This is a genomic window from Paraburkholderia phenoliruptrix (assembly GCF_019511605.1).
In the GTDB taxonomy this organism is placed as follows: Bacteria; Pseudomonadota; Gammaproteobacteria; order Burkholderiales; family Burkholderiaceae; genus Paraburkholderia; species Paraburkholderia phenoliruptrix_A.
The window spans coordinates 1-17252 of sequence record NZ_JAEUAV010000023.1 but is presented as its reverse complement, the minus strand read 5'-3'; the positions used below and the strand labels follow the sequence as shown (position 1 = coordinate 17252).

The window sequence follows — 17252 nt, the reverse complement described above, 5'->3', positions numbered from 1 at the left end:
TCGTGGCAGCTTCACCTTACTCACAACCACTGCGAAGGACATCATGAGACCAGTCATCAAATTCTTTTTGGTTGCCGCCGTCGCGGCAATCGCCGGCGCCGGGACCGGTGCAGGCGTGTTCGCCGCCGAGCCGATCCGCATCGGCGTAGCGGTCGGGCTGTCCGGTGCGAACAGCGTGGTCGCGCCTGCGGTGGTGCAGGCCTCGCAACTCGCCGTCGATGAAATCAACGCGTCGGGCGGCATCCTCGGCCGGCCCGTCCAGCTCGAGATCACCGACGACGCATCGGGCGCGGTCGGTGCGCAAAAGGCGTACGACACGCTTGTATTCCAGAAGAACGTGGACGCGATCATCTCGATGGAAACGAGCGCGGCGCGCAATGCGGCGCTGCCCATCGTCGCGCGCGGCAAGAAGCCGTTCATCTACACATCGTTCTACGAAGGACGTTCGTGCAATCCGTGGATGTACGTCAACGGCTGGGTGCCCGAGCAGCAGGTTGCACCGGTGGTCGACTACTTCGCGAAGGCGAAGGGCGCGAAGACTTTCTATCTGGTCGGCAACGACTATGCATTCGGCCGCGGCATGCTGCAGTTCACGCGCAAATACATCGAGGCGCACGGCGGCAAGGTGGTAGGTGAAGAGTATCTGCCCACCGACGGCACGGACTGGACGCCGATTCTCTCGAAGATCCGCGCCGCGCATCCGGACGCGCTGATCAGCGCGACCGCGGGCGGCGCGCCCAACGTGTCGCTCGCCAAGCAGTTGAAAGGCTCGGGCCTGACGCTGCCGTACGGCAACCTCGCCATCGACGAAGGCACGGCGAAGAGCATGGGCGACGTTGCCACCGGCATTTATATGTCGGGCTCCTATCTGACGAGCATCGATACCTCGGCGAACAAGAAGTTTCTCGCCGCGATGGACAAGCGCTTCGGCAAGGACGTCAAGACTCCGAACGAGCTTTCCGAGCCGCAGTACGAGGCGTTCTTCCTCTACAAGGCCGCGGTGGAAAAAGCAGGCTCGACGGATTCCGCGAAGGTCATCAAGGCACTCGATCAGGTATCGTTCAATGGTCCGCGCGGTCAGATCGAAATGGTCAAGAGCCGGCATACGCCGCTCGCCATGCGTCTCGGCCAGATCCAGTCGGACGGCTCGGTGAAGATCCTGCAGACTTTCCCGGACGTCGATCCGGGTGCGCAGTGCCCGAACATCAAGTAGGCGCTACCGGCAACACGACATTCGCCTGAGCGCGGCGCCGCCGCGCGATGCCCCGCGATCTGGCGGATGCGACTGGAGACAACCATGGTTCTCGCATTGGACATTCTGACCACCACGGCCGTGCTGTTCATCGTCACGGCCGGCCTGATGGTGATTTTCGGCGTGATGAAAATCGTCAACTTCGCACACGGCGCGTTGCTGACGATGGGTGCGTATGCAAGCTTCGTCGTCACGCAGTTAAAGCTCAACCCGTGGCTCGGTCTGCCGCTTGCCGTCGTGGTCGGCACCGTGGTCGGCATGCTGGTCGAGTGGATCATCGTGCGGCCTCTGTACAAGCGTCCCCTCGACGCGATTCTCGCCACGTGGGGCCTCGGCATCGTCATCGGGCAACTGATTGTGATGACGTTCGGCCGCGAAGTGCAGTTCGTCGAAACGCCGCTCAAGGGCGTCGTCCCGGTTGCCGGCACCGACTATTCCGCTTACCGCCTGCTGCTGATCCCGGTCGCGCTCGGCATCTGCGCGATCATGACGGTGCTTCTGACGGGCACGCGCTTCGGTGTCAAAACACGCGCGGTCATCATGAACGAAGACCTCGCGCGCGGCTTAGGCATTCACTCGGGCCGCATCCGCTTCATTACCTTCAGCCTCGGCGCGGCCTTCGGTTCGCTCGCCGGCGTGCTGATCACGCCTTTATCGAGCGTCGACCCCGACATGGGTTTGCCGTGGCTCGTGAGCGCTTTCATGCTGGTCATGGTCTCGGGCCATTCGATGCTGAGCCTGCTCGTCACCTGCTTCGTGTTCGGCGCGTGCCAGGTGCTCGTCAGCACGTTCGTGAGCCCGGTGCTCGGCGGGCTGACCATCGCGGTGCTCGCCGCGCTCACATTGCGTATTCGTCCGCAGGGGTTCTCTCATGGCTAAAGTCAACGCGTCGCTGGGGCATGCCGGCGGGCGCGAACCGTCGCCCGCCGGCAAGCGGCAACGCAGCCGGTCCAGGCCGTTACGCGGTCTCGCAACAATCGGCGTGCTCGGTGTTCTGCTGATCGCGGCGGGTCCATTCCTGTTCGGCTCGTATCTGCTGAATGTGCTGATCCAGGCGTTCTTCTTCTCGATCGTCGCGGTCACAGTGGATGTTCTCTGGGGCTACACCGGCTATCTGACGTTTGGCCAATCGGCGTTCTTCGGACTCGGCGCCTACGCGGCGGGACTGGTGTTCACGCACGGCGGCTTTTCAGCGGCGTATGTGCTGCTCGCGCTCGCGGCAACGCTTGCCGTGACGGCCGGAGTCGCCGCTCTGCTCGGCTGGCTGTCGTTCTATCGCGGCGCTTCGCCGTTTTTCGCCACCGTCATGTCGCTCGTGCTGCCCATCGTGCTCAGTCAGCTGCTGCTCTCGGGCGGCGAATGGACAGGCTCGAGCTCCGGGCTGACCGGATACCAGACGTTCGATCTTTCGCTCGAAGCGTGGTACTGGATCGCAGGCGCGGCGCTCGTCGTGGTCGTGGGGCTGGCGTGGATCTTCGTGCGCAGCGACGGCGGCCGCGTGCTTGCGGCGATTCGCGACAACGAATCGCGTTGCCTGTATCTGGGCATCAACACCTCGCTCGTGAAAATCGTGCTGCTCGTTGCAACCGCGGCGGTCGCGGGGCTCGCCGGCTTCGGCTACGGCTCGTTCAGCGGCGTGGTCGCCCCCGAACTGACCGGCTTCGTGCTGGGCACGCAACTCATCATCTGGGTCGCGCTCGGCGGACGCGGCACGTTGTGGGGACCGGTGATCGGCGCGCTGCTGATCAACGTCGGCACGTCGTATCTGAGCGGCATCATGCCGTTCGCGTGGCAATTGATACTCGGCGCCGCGTTCGTCGCCGTCATCGTGCTGTTGCCGCAAGGTCTCGTGCCGCTGCTCCTCACGCCGCTGCGTCATCTCGCGGGCGAGTCGCGCGAACCGGAGCTCGTCGAGCGGCCGGTGCAGAGAGGCCATGCGCCGGATGCGGGCGCGCCAGCGTTGCGCATGAGCGGCGTGGCGCGTCATTTCGGCAGCCTGAAGGTGCTGCAAGGCATCGATCTGGACGCGCAGGCCGGCGAACTGGTCGGGCTGATCGGCCCGAACGGCGCGGGCAAGACTACGCTGATGCGCTGCATGAGCGACGGCGCCGAGCGCTCGGCGGGCACGGTCATGCTGTGCGGCAACGACATCCGTCAATTGCCGCCCGACCGCTGCGTGCGCTTCGGTCTCGGGCGCAAGTTCCAGAACGCGAATATCTTCGAGACGCTCACGGTGGCGCAGTGCCTGCGCATTGCGGGCACGCTGATCGAGCGGCCCTCGTTCGTTCGACGCTCAGGCACGCTCGCGTTACCGCCGTACGCGCTGGAGGTGGTTCGCGCGACCAACCTCGAGCGCAAGCTCGGCGCCGTGGCAAAGGACCTTTCGCATGGCGAACAGCAGGCGCTCGAACTCGCGATGGTGCTCGCGCTGGAACCGCGCATCGTGCTGCTCGACGAGCCGACCGCAGGTCTCACGAAGACCGAGCGCACGCAAATCGGCAACGTGCTTGCAGCGCTCGCACACCGGTATAACCTGTGTTGTCTGCTGGTCGAACACGACCTCGACTTCGTGGCCGGCATTGCGACGCGCATCGTGGTGCTGCATCAAGGGCGCATCGTCATGCAAGGCAATTTCGACGAGGTGGTCAACTCCGAACTCGTGCGGACGATTTACGCCGGCACCGCGCAAGGCGATAGCGCCGTCGGCGCGGCAACACAACGGGAGGCCTCGTGAACGAAAGCCAGATCGCGTTGAACCTGAAGGACGTGACGAGCGGATACAAGGCGTCCGTCGTGCTGCGCAAGCTGTCGTTGAGCGTCGCCAACGGCGAGGCCGTCGCGCTGCTCGGCAAGAACGGCATGGGCAAGACCACGCTGCTGAAAACCATCATGGGCTATCTGCCCAAGCAAAGCGGCGCTGTCTACGTGCATGGCGAGGACATGACGCGCGTGCCGCCACATCGCATCGCGCGGGCCGGCATCGCGTATGCGCCGCAGGAACATGCGCTCTTTCAGGACCTCAGCATTCGCGACAATCTGCGGCTGGGGCTTGCGAACGCCTCCGTGTTCGACGAGCGCTTTGCGCAGATCGAGCCGATCTTTCCGGTGTTCGGCAGCCGCCTGCGTCAGTACGCGGGCACGCTCTCGGGCGGCGAGCAGAAGATGCTGCTGGTGGCGCGCGCACTGATGATGCGCCCTTCCATCATCCTGCTCGACGAGATTACCGAGGGCCTGCAACCGTCGGTAATCGACCGGCTGGCCGACGCACTGCTGTGGGAGCGCAGCCGCCACGGCACCACGCTGCTGCTGATCGAACAGAACGTGCCGTTCGCGCTCAAGGTCGCCGACCGCTACGCAGTGCTCAAGCAAGGCGAAATTGTCGACGAAGGCAATGCGAAAGACGCGGCCGCCGCGGAATCGATCTACGAACATTTGCGCGTCTGACGCGCCGCAGTTTCGCGATACTCATGTCATGACCACTGCACAATCATTCTATCGACCACTTTCCGCTCATGCGCTGCTCGAGCGCACGGCCCGCGATCCGGCCGAACGCAGCCGTCTCGTGCCCGAATCGCTCGCGCGTATTGACGAAGTCGACGCCGCAATTCGCGCGATGACCGCCGTCGCGCCGCGCGACACCGCGCTCGCCAACGCCGCTGCCGCGGCAGGCCCGCTTGCCGGCCTGCCGGTCGTGGTGAAGGACATCTTCGACGCCAGCGACCTCGTGACCTCGTACGGCTCGCCCATCTACGAAGGCCATCAGCCAAAGTCAGACGCGGCCATCGTCACCTTGCTCAGGCGCAACGGCGCGGTCGTGATCGGCAAGACGGTGACGAGCGAGTTCGCGTATATGGCGCCCACCGTCACGCACAACCCTGCCGCTTTGGACCGCACGGCGGGCGGCTCGTCGTCGGGTTCGGCAGCGGCGGTCGCGGCCGGCATCGCGCCGTTCGCGATCGGCTCGCAGACCGGCGGCTCGACCATACGTCCCGCGTCGTATTGCGGCGTCGCGGGCTTCAAGCCGACCTTCGGCATGCTGCCGACGGCGGGCATGAAATGCTTCTCCTGGTCGTTCGACACGGTGGGCCTCTTTGCCGCCGGCGTGCGCGACGCAGCCTTGCTCGCGCAGGTGTTGAGCGGCCGCGCGCTCGCAATTCGAGGCAACGAGCAGCCGCCCGTCTTCGGCGTACCCGAGCGTTACCCATGGACCGAGCCGTCGGCCAATGCGAGCCACGTGCTGGAGACGGCAGTACGCGCCGTCGAACGCGCGGGTGGCCGCGTGCGCCCGGTGCGCTTCGAGCCGTGGATGGCCGAACTGATCGCCGCGCACGACACGATTCAAAGCTATGAAGCATGGCAGACGCTAGGCTTCGAGTACGATCGTCATCGCGCACAACTTTCGCCTATGCTGTTCGCGTTTCTCGCGCGCGCCTCGAACGTGGATGCCGCGGCCTACGAAAGCGCATGCGCCGCGATGAATCACGCGAAAACAAGGCTCACACAACTGTTCGAGGGCGTCACGATGCTGCTCACCCCGAGCGCCCCCGACGAAGCCCCGGAAGGACTCGCGTCGACGGGCGACCCGGCTTTCAATCGCAACTGGACCCTGCTCGGCTGTCCGTGCGTGAATGTGCCGGGTCTCACCGGCGCGCGCGGCGCGCCAGTGGGGGTGCAGGTCATCGGCCGGCCGTGGGACGACGCGCACTGCCTCGAGGCGGCCGCGTTCGTCGAGCGGGCAATCATTGCAACGGCTGCGCCGGGCGGGCGCGCGACACATTAGCCGGTCGCGAAATGCAGCGAGGAGAACACTGAATGGAGACGAATCCGCTACAGTCCGCCAAAGCGCTGCCGGCCGAAGCCGGCTGGCGCGTCGGCGTGCTGTTCTCGCGCACGGGCGTGACGGCGGCGACGGAGTCCGAGCATTTTTTCGGCACCGTTCTCGCAATCGAGGAAATCAACGCGGCGGGCGGCATCGACGGGCGTCTGCTCGACCCCGTCGTCTACGATCCGAAAAGCGATCCCGACGAATACCGCAGGCTTGCCTCGCGCATGTTGCAGGAAGACGAGGTCACGGTCATTTTCGGCTGCTCGACGTCGTCCAGCCGCAAAGCGGTGCTGCCGGTTATCGAGCGCTATAACGCGCTGCTCTGGTATTGCTCGATCTACGAAGGATTCGAGTACTCGCCGAACGTGATCTACACGGGCGCGGTGCCCAATCAGAACAGCATGCAGCTCGCCGCTTATCTGCTGCGCAATCATGGCCGGCGTTTTTTTCTGGTTGGCGCGGACTACATTTATCCGCGAGAATCGAACCGGATCATGCGCGACATGGTCGAGCAGCATGGCGGCGAGATTGTCGAAGAGGTCTATCTGCCTAGCGACGCCGAGCCCGCCGCGTTGCGTGAAGTCGTTCAGCAGATCAGGGCCGTTGAGCCTGACGTGGTATTTTCCACGTTGATTGGCCGGGGCGCGCGTGCGTTCTACCAGCTCTATCGCGAGCACGGGATCGATCCCGCGCGTATCCCGATTGCAAGCTTGACGATGACCGAGGGCGAAACGCGGATGATCGGTCCTGAACTGTGCGGCCACCATATCATTTCAGCGAGCTATGTGAACACGCTCCCACTGCATGGCAACCAGCGCTTTCTCAAGTCATGGCGCGCCCGCTTTGGCGAACAGCCCGCGAGCATGTGGTCGGAAATGGCGTACAACCAGGTGCACCTGTTTGCACTTGCGCTCGCGCGTACCCGCAGCCTCGATACGGCAAAGCTGGTCGATGCAGTGTACGAGGTGGAATTCGATTCGCCCGAGGGCATGCTGCGGATCGACCGCGCGAACAATCACGCCATTCTCACGCCGCGCATTGCCGTGTGCCGGCCGGACGGCGCGTTCGACATCGTGTGGGAAGGCCGTCATCCGGTGAAGCCCGACCCTTATCTGACTTCATACGGTTTCGCCGAATTCTGGCTTGATGGAGAGCCGGTATGAACGCGGGCGCCCGCCGCATCTTCGACGATCTGCGCACGCTGCGCGTGGTGGTGATCCATCCGCCCGGCGACGACCGCAGCGTGCTCGAAGAGCAGTTGCGGCGCATAGGCTGCCCGGTTCGCGCGGTCTGGCCGCTGCCTGCACATCTGCCGACGGACGCCGACGTGATCTTCTTTCTGGTCGGCCCGGAGATCAGGAACGCGGGCAACTGGAGCGCCGCCGACACGCAGGCCACGCTGATCGCGCTCTCCGACTACGAGAACCCCACTGCGCTGAAAATGCTGCTGGATACGCAGGCGCACGGCGTCATCACCAAACCGTACCGCTCCACCGGCGTGCTCAGCACGCTCGTACTGGCGCGGGCGTCGTCGGGCTACCAGCAACGGCTGCACGCGAAGATCGGCAAGCTGGAGGAAGCCATCAAGGCGCGCCGCCACATCGAGCGGGCCATGCGTATCCTGATCGACGCGCATCGGCTGAGCGAGAGCGAAGCGTACGAACATATGCGCTCGCGCGCGACCGAATTGCGTGTGACGGTCGGCGAAATTGCGACCATCGTGATCGACGCTCATGAAGGCATGGAAAAGCTCGGGCTGGGCAAACGCACGAGGCCGTAGGGGGCAGTTGTGCGGCAGCCAGGCGGTGACGGCGATTGCGCATGGTCGCCGCGCCGGGCCTTTGGGCCTTTGGGCCTTTGGGCCTTTGCTCCATTGGACCTTTGCGCCTTTGCGCCTTTCGCGTTCTCAACTTCTCACTGCTTCACTTCCTCACCGCTTCGCTCCCTCAGCGCCAACTTCCGACCCGCGCGTCAGCCGCCCAATTCGCGCTGCTAGAGTGGGTTCGATCCTGCCTGCCCAACCGATCTCGTCCTACACCTCCCGAGCGAGACCACCATGATCGATGCCGCTGAACTCAAACGACTGGACCAGCTCATTCATCAACTCGGCCCGAGCGGCTCCGGCTCGGGTAGCGCAAGCGACGAGGACATAGCACGCGAGATCGAGCAGATTCTCGCGGAGCTCTTCAGCGACAGCGGATCGTCGAGCTCCGGCATGCCCTCAATGCCTTCGCTGCCCGCCATGCCCGCCATGTCTTCGAGCGCGGGCCGCGCCTCCCCCGCCGGCTATAGAAGCACGGCCTCGACAGCGGGCGTGCCGGCCGGCGACGGCTCGGGCCAATCCACTTCCGCGAGCACGCCCGAAGCGAAGAAAACCGTTCAATACTTCATGACGAACCTGCAACGCGACTTCGGCCTCACCCGCAACCAGGCCGCCGGCATTGTCGCGAACCTGTGGCACGAAAGCGGCGGAATGAATCCGGGTATCAACCAGGGCGGCGCGATTGGCGCGCCCAATTCGAACCTGCAATCCGGCTTCGGCATTGCGCAATGGACAGGCTCGCGCAAGCAGGACTATCTCGACTATTGCTCCGCGAACCACCTCGATCCGTCGAGCGAGCAAGCCAACTACGGCTTCCTCAAGCACGAATTGCAGACCTCGCAGTCCGGCGCCATCGATGCGATCAGGAACACGCAGTCCGCGCAGGACGCCACCGTCGTGTTCTGCAACACTTTCGAGCGCCCTGGCGACCCGCAAATGTCGAGCCGCCTCGCCGATCTGCAATACGTGCTGACGGCGTGACGCGCCGCGGCGCGTGAGCGGCCCGCGGATCCACGCGGAATCCATGCCGCGTCTGCGGCACGGACGCGTCAGCGCTCCAGCGTCTCCGAAGGCGCCTCATGAAACTGCTTGCGATAGCCGCTCACGAGCGTCGAGCGGTTCTGCACGCCCCACTTGTTGGCTGTCAACAGCACCGTGCGCTCGCCGGTGAACGAATCGTCGAGCAAATCCGCGCGAATCCGCTCCATGCGCAGCCGGCGAATCAGTTCGGTAGGGGAAAGACCGAGCGAATGCTTGAACGCGCTTTGCAACGCGCGCTCGGTCACGCCCACTTCCGCCGCCACTTCACGCACCGAGAGGTCGCGCCGGTCGAGATTTTCCTGCAGGTAGCGATACGCACGCCGGTAACGCGCAGGCAGGCGCGCGGCGACGTCGTCGAGTTGCGGCGCCTGGCGTGCGGCCTTGCCCGCATACGACACCAGCACCTGGGAATCGTCGCGCAGACACTGTGTGGCGATCAGCGCGTAGCGGCCGAAAAACAGCATGCCTTCGCGGCTGCGTCCAAGCGCCTGATGCGTCTTTGCGACCGCATACAGATATTCGAGTTGCCGATGCCCGGTCGACCCCGCATGGTCGATGCGATGCAGCGGCTCGAGCAGCATCTCGGCCAATTGCGGTGCATCGGCAGCGAGCGCGGCGAGAACCACCTCGAGCCGCGTGCTGCGCAGATAATCGCCGAAGCCGCGCTGCTGCGCCCAGTTCAGATGCGCGGTGATGCCCTCGAGCGCTGTGCGTTCCCCACGTGCAAGCGCTCGCAACTGCCGCAAATAGTCGACGCGCTGTCGCAGCAGCGGCGTGCAGACGTTCAACGCCTCGACTTCGTGCAGATCGGCGGCGTCGCTTGCCGAGGCCATCGCGTGAAAGCCGCCCGCGGCGCCTACACCGCGCAGTGAGTGCTCGGTGAGACCGGACTGCCAGTACGCGTGATCGCTCAGCAGCGTCGCGCCGCGCAGTTCGCGCTGCACGGCAATGTCGAAGCGCACGGTGGCCACCAGCTCGCGCCATTGACCGAGCGACGGGTCTGTGGTGGCGGCCGCGAGTTCGTCGAGTGCGTCGCCGGAATCGCGTGAACGGCCAAGCTCGTGCAGCGCGCCGACAATGCCGAGGCGCGCCTCGACCTGTTGCGCCATGTCCACGTCCGGCTCGTCGACGAGCCGGGCGAAGCACGACAGCGCCGTCGCAAGCCGGTGCCTGAACAGCGCCTGCCAGCCGGCATTGCGGCACGACGCCGCGCGGATCGCGTGGCGCGGCGAGCGAATTGCCTTCTGCGCGCGGCGATATTGTTCCTCGGCCTCGTCGCAGATGCCGAGCGTCATCTGCATGTCGGCATGCAGACGCAGCAATTCGGACGAACCCGCGGCCCCGCGCGCGAGCTCGGACCAACGGCTCGCCTGCGCGCCCGCAGGCTGCAGATCGCCGTCGCGTACCTTGTTGAGAAAGCCGTCCGGCAGATCGTGAACGGACAACGAAGCCGCCAGGGGAAAGTAAAGCGTCACGAACATTGCGCTACTCCTCGTCGATGCGCGCGCGGCCCACGGCTACGGGGCGCACGCCTGCTGCAAACCGATGGTTGCGTATGCCACCATCGTGCGCATCCCCTAATCTATGCAGATATGCGGCGCACATCTTCAACAAATCTGAGCGTTGAGGGCGATTTGAGAACTGTTGAGATTCGCACGGCGCAACACATGTCGGAGGGAACTGCAAGCGTTGTCAGCGCTTCGCGCGAAACACCCGGTTGTTCGTAGACCCGCGCGCTGCACCCTATTGCCGAACCATGCAACTCGCAATAAGCTGACGAATCCATCGCCCGGCGAAACTGTTGAGCGCGGTTACCCGCAGCATGCGGGCGCCGCGAGCGCGCAGCTGCGCACGCCGCCCCGACGACGATCGCCGGTGAGCATTTGATCCGCCGCACGCGGCACCGCCCAGAAGCGTTGGGCTTGCCGATTCCGCTGGAGATCCACAATGCCGTCATTACGACCGAACGAAACGGTCATAGCGTTCAGTCGCTTCACGCTGTCTCAGGAGCCGCCGCGGCTCGTGGCGGACGGCCTCGAGGTCGAACTCGGTGCGCGCGCACTCGAGCTGCTGATCGCGCTGGTCGAAGCGCGCGGCCGACCTGTCGCGCAGGCCGAACTCGGCCGCCGCGGCTGGCCTGACCTGAATGTCGACGTCAATACGGTTCAGGTGCAGATTTCGGCGCTGCGGCGCGCGCTCGGCGACGACCGCGATCTGATCGTCACCGTGCCGGGCTTCGGCTATCGCTTTGCCGCCGAGGTTCATACCAATAGTCTGGCTCACGCGCAGGAACCCGTCACAGCAGCGGCCGCGGCCGCCACAACCACCGCGGCAGCGGCGCCACGGCCAGGCTCACGGTTGCCGGGCGAACCGGCCGGCGCGGGCGCGCCGCGTGCAGCGCAGCCGGCTTTTGCAGGCGGCGCTTCAGGCGGCGTTTCAGGGGGCACTGCGCGCACGCCGCAGCAATTCACGCCGTTCATCGGCCGGCATGCGGAGCTTTCCGAGGTGCTAGGCCTCATGTCCATCGCGCGGCTCATTACGCTCGTCGGCGCAACCGGTACAGGCAAGGCGCGCCTCGCGCACGAAGCGGCGCGGCGCCTCGCCGCGCGCTTTCGTGACGGCGCGGTGCCCGTCGCCTTATCCCCGCTCGCGTCGGAGGAAGCTTTCGCCAGTGCCCTCGCGCTCGCACTGAACGTGCCGGCGGGTGCCGCGCAGACTCCGCTTGCCCGTTTGCTCGACGGCTCGCGCGAGCGCGACGTGCTGCTCGTGATCGATTGCAACGCGTGCAACGATGGCAGGCATGAGCACGCGCGAAACCGCGCGCTCGCAGCGGAAATTATCGACGCAGTGCTGACTGCCGGACCGAACGTACGTGCCATTGTCACCGCGAGCGCGCCGCTCGGCTTGCGCAACGAGGAAGTGGTCACGCTCGGTCCGCTGCGCACTCCGGAACAGCCCCAGGTCAACGCGACGCTCGCACCGGAATACGACGCGCTGCGCCTGCTCTTCGCACGGCTCTCGATTCTGTCCGCGCGTCGCGACCGGCAACGCATGGCAGCACCTGCGTCGCCGCGCCCCCTGAGCGGTAACGCGCCGCTCGCGGCGCTCGACGGCGGCACGATGCCGCAAGCCGCGATAGACGCAGCCGTGTCGATCACGCAACTGCTTGCCGGCGTGCCGCTCGCCCTGGAACTGGCCGCCGCGACGATCGACCACGACCTGCGCGCTGGAGAGCCGCTCGAAGCCGCCATGAGCCGCTACGCGCAGTGTCTCGAAGCGCTCATCGGACCGCGCATTGAAACCCCGGGGGTTGCGCATCCGCGCTCGGCACCCATTGCGCTCGCCTTCGATCTGCACGTCGCGCGGCTCGACCGACGGGCGCGCCTGCACCTTCTGCGGCTCGCCATGTTCGCAGGCGAATTCCCGCGCTGTGCGGCCATCGGTCTGCTCACCGCATGCGATCCACCCGCGAGCGGCCAGTGGTCCGGCGACACGCCGAGCGACACACACAACGCCATGAGCGAGGCGATTCGAGGCGACGCGCTCGCGGACGCCTCGCTCGACGCATTGACCGAAGCGGGCCTCGTCGAAGAACTGGACAGCAGCGGTCAGTGGATGCTGCACATCCGGCGGCCCATCCGCCATCTCGCGCGCGACATGCTGCGTGACGCCGGCGAACTCGACCGCACCGCGCATGCGCTCGCGGTCGGCCTGCCCGTGCGCCTGAACGCGCACCGCAAACGCGGCGAGCGCGCGCATATCGACGCGCTCGACATGAGCGATCTCGAGGACTTGCGCGCAGCGCTTCAATGGTGCGTCGAATGCGGGCGCTTTGACACGGCAATCGCGCTGCTCGAATGCTCGGCGTGGCTGTGGGCGCGGCTTTCGCTGGAGCGCGAGTATCTGCAGCGCGGCCGTGCCGTGCTTGCCGGCGTGCAGGCCGTCGCGACGCCTCGACGTCGCGACGAGATGCGCCTTCATGCGATTCTCGCAAGCGCGCTGCCGCTCGTTCACGCGCCTGTCGCGCAGGCCATCGCCGCGTGGGAAACCGTCTACGAACTCGCCAACGCGTGTGCCGACAGCGCGTTTCGCGAGCGCGCGCTGACCGGCCTCATCGTGTGCTGCAGCGAGGCGGGCGATGCACGGCGCGCGGCCGAATTGCAGACCCGCTATGACCGCATCGTCAGAGCCTCTCAGGCGCGCAACGGCGCTGCGGCGCGCTGAACGCGCGGCTCTCGCGGGCCCCTCGGCGCCGCTCGCCCGGAGCAAATCGAGTAACAACGTTGTTACCTGCGTTGGCACCTGCGTTGTCACCTGCGTTTTCACCTGTATTCGCTGCCCAGTTCGTTGCCGAGCGTGTTGCCCAGCAGATTGCCCGATTCGCTGGCCAATACCGCGGCAATGCGCGCGGCACTCGGCTCCCCGCCTATGCCCAGAAACTTCGCGACGATCGCGAGCGCGGTCGGATCGCCGCTATGCAAGACGGCCGCCGCGCAGCGTCGCCAGTCGCGATCCGCGAGCATGTACAGGCACCAGCTCTGCAACGCGGTGACGACGGGCGAACCGTAGCCCTGCTCGTCGATCTGTCGCAATAGACGCAACGCGTCGATCCAGCGCCGCGAATTCACGAGCAGCCTCACCTCGCAGATGTCGACGACCGCCGGATTCGGATGAAGCTGACGCAACACGAGCAGCAGTTCCTCCAGATCGGCATGCGCGCCGATCCGTAGTCCTACGGAGAAAATCGTCAGCAGCACACCCAGCACCGCGAAACTGCATTGATCGTTTTTCATGTGCACGTACCAGGGCCAACGATGGCGAGAGGCGACACTCTGCATTGTCGGACTCGTCGCGCGCCGGCATCGCGCACACACGAAGCATGGAGCGCGGTCGCGAAGCATGCGCGCGATGGGCGCTGGAGTTGCTGGCGGCGTTGTGCGGGTGCAGGGCGCACGCTGCTCTCGCACGCGGGATTTGCACGCACGTTTTGCACGCACGTTTTGCACGCGGGTTTCGCACGCCCACTCCCTGCTTCGCATTCGCTCGCGCAGGCCCGTGCGCTTTCCATAGTCTGTCTGTGTTGAAGTCGGCGCGATCTGGCGACCTCATCAGTCTTCGTTATCCGCATGAATCAACCTTGAGAGAGGAACCATGACCACCAATAACGTGAACTCCGCGTACTTTCAGAGCCCGACTTTCCAGTACCCCGGCGGGCAGTCGTATGGCGGCGCGAATCAGGCACAGATCGACGCCGATATCCAGCAGTTGCTCAACGACCTCGGCATCTCAGGCGGCCAGTATCCGGGCGGCAGTCAGAATGCCGGCGGCCAGTTTCCCGGTTCGACGGGCCAATATCCCGGCATGCCTGCCAACGGCAACCCACCGCTGCGTTCGGTCAAACTGTCGACGCGCTCCGGCGGCGAAGTAAGCCTGCTCGAAGATCCGTCGGGCAATCTGTACGACAAGTCCGGCAAATCGGTCGGCACCATCGGCGCGGACGGCAGCGTCAGCTTCACGGCCGACGGCAAGAAAGAAGTCAACGAACTGATGACCAACGGCCGCTCGCCTTTCGACCTGATCATGAGCGGTAGCCTCGTCACAGGCGAGAAACAGAGCGACGGCACGTACAAGTTCGCGGCGGACCAGGTGAACATCGGCGCGGGCGACCTGAACCTGAACGGCACGCCGAACAACCGCGTGCAGCCGTTGACCGTCGAGCAACCAGTCCAGTCGCCGGGCAACTACGGTCTTGCTGTCTGAGCCGCCGGTTGCCGGTGCGGGCATGCCGTTGTGCGCCGAAGAACCTGCCATGACCTGCCAGATGACCTGCCAGATGACCTGCGCGATCGCGGACCCGGGCTCGCACAGCGTGCTGCCGTCCATTATCGGCACCGGTTCGGGCGATCCCTACCCGCTCTACGAATGGTTGCGCGCGCAACGGCCACTGTGGCGCGACGCGAGCGGAGTCTGGCTCGCGTCGTCGCACGCGCTGGTGACGCGTATTCTCGACGACGCGCGTTTTTCGGCACGGCCGCCGCCCGGCGCGCAACCGCTCGACGACCCGCTCGGTTACACGAACATGGTCGTGTTCGAGACCGGCGAAGCGCACGAGCGGCTTCGGCGCCTTCTCGCGCCGCTGTTTTCGCGCAAGGCGCTGCTATCGCTGCAAGCGTTTATCGACGGTGAAGTCGCGCGTCTGCTCGATCAATGCGAAGCCCTGCCGCGCTTCGATCTGGTCGCGCATATCGCGAGTGTGTTGCCGGTGCGCACGATCTGCCGCCTGCTTGGCTTTCCCGATGCACACGGCGCGAGCTATCTGCAAGCGTCGACGGGCGCGTGGCAACTCATCAGCGGCGCGCCGATGTCCGCCGAGGAACGCACGCTCGCGGCCGTGCAGACCGAGACTTTCATCGGCAACGTCGACGCGTTCCTGCGCGAAGTCGACCCCGACGCCGCCCCAGATCAAGCAGCCTCGCGCTTCCTGCGGCTCGAACAGGAAGGCGGAATCGGCCGGCGCGAAATGCTTGTCAACGTTCTGTTCCTGTTCATTGCCGGATACGGCACCACCTTGCTGTCCATCGGCAACAGCATCGCCGCGCTGCTGCGCGCGCCGCACGCCTGGCAGGCGCTCGTGGACGACACCTCACTCGTTTCGCAAGCGGTGCGCGAGCTGTATCGGTACGATCCCGCAGTGCAGTCCGTGTTTCGCTACGCATGGGACGACGTCGAGATCGACGGCTGCCGGATTCGTCGCGGCGAGAGCGTGATGCCGCTCATCGGTGCCGCCAATCGCGACCCTACGGTATTTGCCGCGCCCGATGAAATTCGCTTCGAGCGTGAAGCCGCCCGTGCGCTGACTTTCGGCGCGGGCCCGCACAGCTGCATGGGCGTCGCGCTTGCGCGTATGCAACTGGAGTCGCTGCTGCGTGCGCTATTGCGGCGCATGCCTGAGCTGCGACTCGCGCCAGGCTGGCAGCCGCGGCAGCAGCATGGCTCGTTTCATGGGTATGACAGGTTGATCGTGGAGCGGTAGTGGTGTCTGGGGTGGCGTTGTTGGGGTGGCGTTGTTGGGGTGGCGTTGTTGTGTCACCGTTCTGGCGTCGTTGTCTGTTGCGCATGCGCCCGGCCGTCGTTGTGTCTCCCGCCGCCGCCCGGCCGCGCGCGACGGCGCATTCAATCACGCAGTGAGCGATGCCCACGCATCGCTCATCACCCTCACTCCGACAGGAACGTCACATCGCCGCGGTTGCCGGTGTACGTGTCGTACGACACGACCTGTGGGCCGCTGCCGCCTTGCGTGTTGTTCGAACCGATCAGCGTAATGCGGCCGTTTTCGTTGCTTGCGACGATCTCGACATGCTCGTCGGCGCCCACAATGCAGATATCGCCAGGTTTGGCTTCGCTGCGGCTCACGGTGCGCCAGCCGTCGCCCTTCAATTCGCTGTGCAGTGTCGAGACGAGGTTCGTGTGCTGCGACTCGGAGATCTTCCCCGACTTGACCAGGCACGCGGATGCGAAGTTCGCGCAGCACACCGTGGTATCGACGCCCTTGTCCATCGGCACGCCCTGGTCAGCCATGATGCTCGCCGCGGACTTGTGCAACTGGGTCTGCGCGACGCCCGCCGCATTGCCCGAACCGGCCGGCCGCACATTGGGATCGCCCCGCTCCACGGCGCCGCCCGAGCTGACCGAGCCCGTGCCGGACGAGCGGCGGTAGCTCGCCTGTGCGACGCCACCGCCGCTGCTGGGAAGCGATGGCATGGAGGGCATCGGCATGCCCGACGATTCCTGCGACGGACTGGTGATGCTTAGCAGGAATTGCAGGAAGAGTTGCTCGAGCGCGTTGTCGCCAAAGCCGTCTGACGAATTCCAGCCCGCGCTATTGCCGCTGTCGAAAGCGGTGCCCGTGCCGGCGTTTGTCCACGCGTTCGGCTGCGCAACAATCGAGCGCGTGAATTGCGACGACGGGTCGGCTGCGCCCATGTTGCCACCAGCCGGGTATGACAGCGTGGAAAATGCGCTATACGTCATGACGACTCCTTGTTGAGCGACGCAACACCGCCCGCACGGGATATGACGATCATCCCCATCGACGCAATCAAAAGCGGTGCGCGGCGGGCGTTAATGAGTGCGCTCGTAGGACGCAATAGGCGCGCATGTGAGGGCACTCATCTCGGGGCACGTTCGACTGTAAGCGCGGCGTCGCGCGACGGTTAGGGACAGTGCGCAGCAATATGCAGCGAAGCGAAGCGGACGGTGCCGGGGGCAGGTTCGCGGTTCGCGGTTCACGGTGCCGGGTGCCATCCCCTCCC

The 17252-nt window shown here is 65.4% G+C and carries 14 protein-coding genes; 11 read left to right on the top strand and 3 right to left on the bottom strand.

Going from position 1 to position 17252, the window contains the following annotated elements:
- Positions 1-43: 43 nt before the first annotated feature.
- From JNB89_RS23810 to JNB89_RS23775, 8 genes are all read left to right on the top strand, one after another.
- Positions 44-1213 carry a substrate-binding protein gene (locus tag JNB89_RS23810; protein ID WP_220363821.1) on the top strand — a complete coding sequence of 390 codons (1170 nt, stop codon included), beginning with the start codon at positions 44-46 and terminating at the stop codon, positions 1211-1213.
- Positions 1214-1297: 84 nt separating this feature from the next.
- Positions 1298-2131: a branched-chain amino acid ABC transporter permease gene (locus tag JNB89_RS23805; protein ID WP_220363820.1), complete on the top strand. Its 834-nt coding sequence runs from the start codon at positions 1298-1300 to the stop codon at positions 2129-2131.
- Positions 2124-3986, top strand: a complete 1863-nt coding sequence (locus tag JNB89_RS23800; RefSeq protein ID WP_220363819.1) for an ABC transporter permease subunit — start codon at positions 2124-2126, stop codon at positions 3984-3986. Before JNB89_RS23805 ends, JNB89_RS23800 begins: the two co-directional genes overlap by 8 nt.
- On the top strand, positions 3983-4696 hold the full coding sequence (locus tag JNB89_RS23795; protein WP_220363818.1) for a branched-chain amino acid ABC transporter ATP-binding protein: 714 nt from the start codon (positions 3983-3985) through the stop codon (positions 4694-4696). Before JNB89_RS23800 ends, JNB89_RS23795 begins: the two co-directional genes overlap by 4 nt.
- A 28-nt stretch (positions 4697-4724) precedes the next feature.
- Positions 4725-6032 (top strand): amidase, encoded by a 1308-nt coding sequence (locus JNB89_RS23790; protein WP_220363817.1) that lies wholly within the window; start codon positions 4725-4727, stop codon positions 6030-6032.
- Between the two features lie 32 nt (positions 6033-6064).
- Positions 6065-7240, top strand: coding sequence for a transporter substrate-binding domain-containing protein (locus JNB89_RS23785; RefSeq protein WP_220363816.1), 1176 nt, complete (start codon positions 6065-6067; stop codon positions 7238-7240).
- A complete protein-coding gene (locus JNB89_RS23780) occupies positions 7237-7857 on the top strand; it encodes an ANTAR domain-containing response regulator (protein ID WP_220363815.1) in 621 nt (206 codons plus the stop codon). Before JNB89_RS23785 ends, JNB89_RS23780 begins: the two co-directional genes overlap by 4 nt.
- Before the next feature lie 276 nt (positions 7858-8133).
- Positions 8134-8880, top strand: a complete 747-nt coding sequence (locus JNB89_RS23775; RefSeq protein ID WP_220363814.1) for a phage tail tip lysozyme — start codon at positions 8134-8136, stop codon at positions 8878-8880.
- Positions 8881-8948: 68 nt separating this feature from the next.
- On the opposite strand, the gene JNB89_RS23770 is transcribed toward JNB89_RS23775, so the two are convergent.
- Positions 8949-10421, bottom strand: a complete 1473-nt coding sequence (locus JNB89_RS23770) for a helix-turn-helix transcriptional regulator (RefSeq protein WP_220363813.1) — start codon at positions 10419-10421, stop codon at positions 8949-8951.
- Between the two features lie 466 nt (positions 10422-10887).
- Here JNB89_RS23770 and JNB89_RS23765 point away from each other — a divergent pair, with 466 nt between their 5' ends.
- Positions 10888-13164 carry a winged helix-turn-helix domain-containing protein gene (locus JNB89_RS23765; protein WP_220363812.1) on the top strand — a complete coding sequence of 759 codons (2277 nt, stop codon included), beginning with the start codon at positions 10888-10890 and terminating at the stop codon, positions 13162-13164.
- A gap of 98 nt (positions 13165-13262) precedes the next feature.
- On the opposite strand, the gene JNB89_RS23760 is transcribed toward JNB89_RS23765, so the two are convergent.
- Complete coding sequence (locus tag JNB89_RS23760) at positions 13263-13733, bottom strand: HrpB1 family type III secretion system apparatus protein (protein ID WP_220363811.1); 471 nt, start codon at positions 13731-13733, stop codon at positions 13263-13265.
- A 358-nt stretch (positions 13734-14091) separates the two neighbouring features.
- Here JNB89_RS23760 and JNB89_RS23755 point away from each other — a divergent pair, with 358 nt between their 5' ends.
- Positions 14092-14700: a hypothetical protein gene (locus tag JNB89_RS23755; RefSeq protein ID WP_220363810.1), complete on the top strand. Its 609-nt coding sequence runs from the start codon at positions 14092-14094 to the stop codon at positions 14698-14700.
- A 49-nt stretch (positions 14701-14749) separates the two neighbouring features.
- Positions 14750-15973, top strand: coding sequence for a cytochrome P450 (locus JNB89_RS23750; protein ID WP_223216842.1), 1224 nt, complete (start codon positions 14750-14752; stop codon positions 15971-15973).
- A 182-nt stretch (positions 15974-16155) separates the two neighbouring features.
- Here the strand turns inward: JNB89_RS23750 and JNB89_RS23745 are convergent, their stop codons facing one another.
- The gene (locus JNB89_RS23745; RefSeq protein WP_220363809.1) at positions 16156-16971 is read right to left on the bottom strand and encodes a hypothetical protein; all 816 of its coding nucleotides are present in this window, start codon (positions 16969-16971) and stop codon (positions 16156-16158) included.
- Positions 16972-17252: the final 281 nt, after the last annotated feature.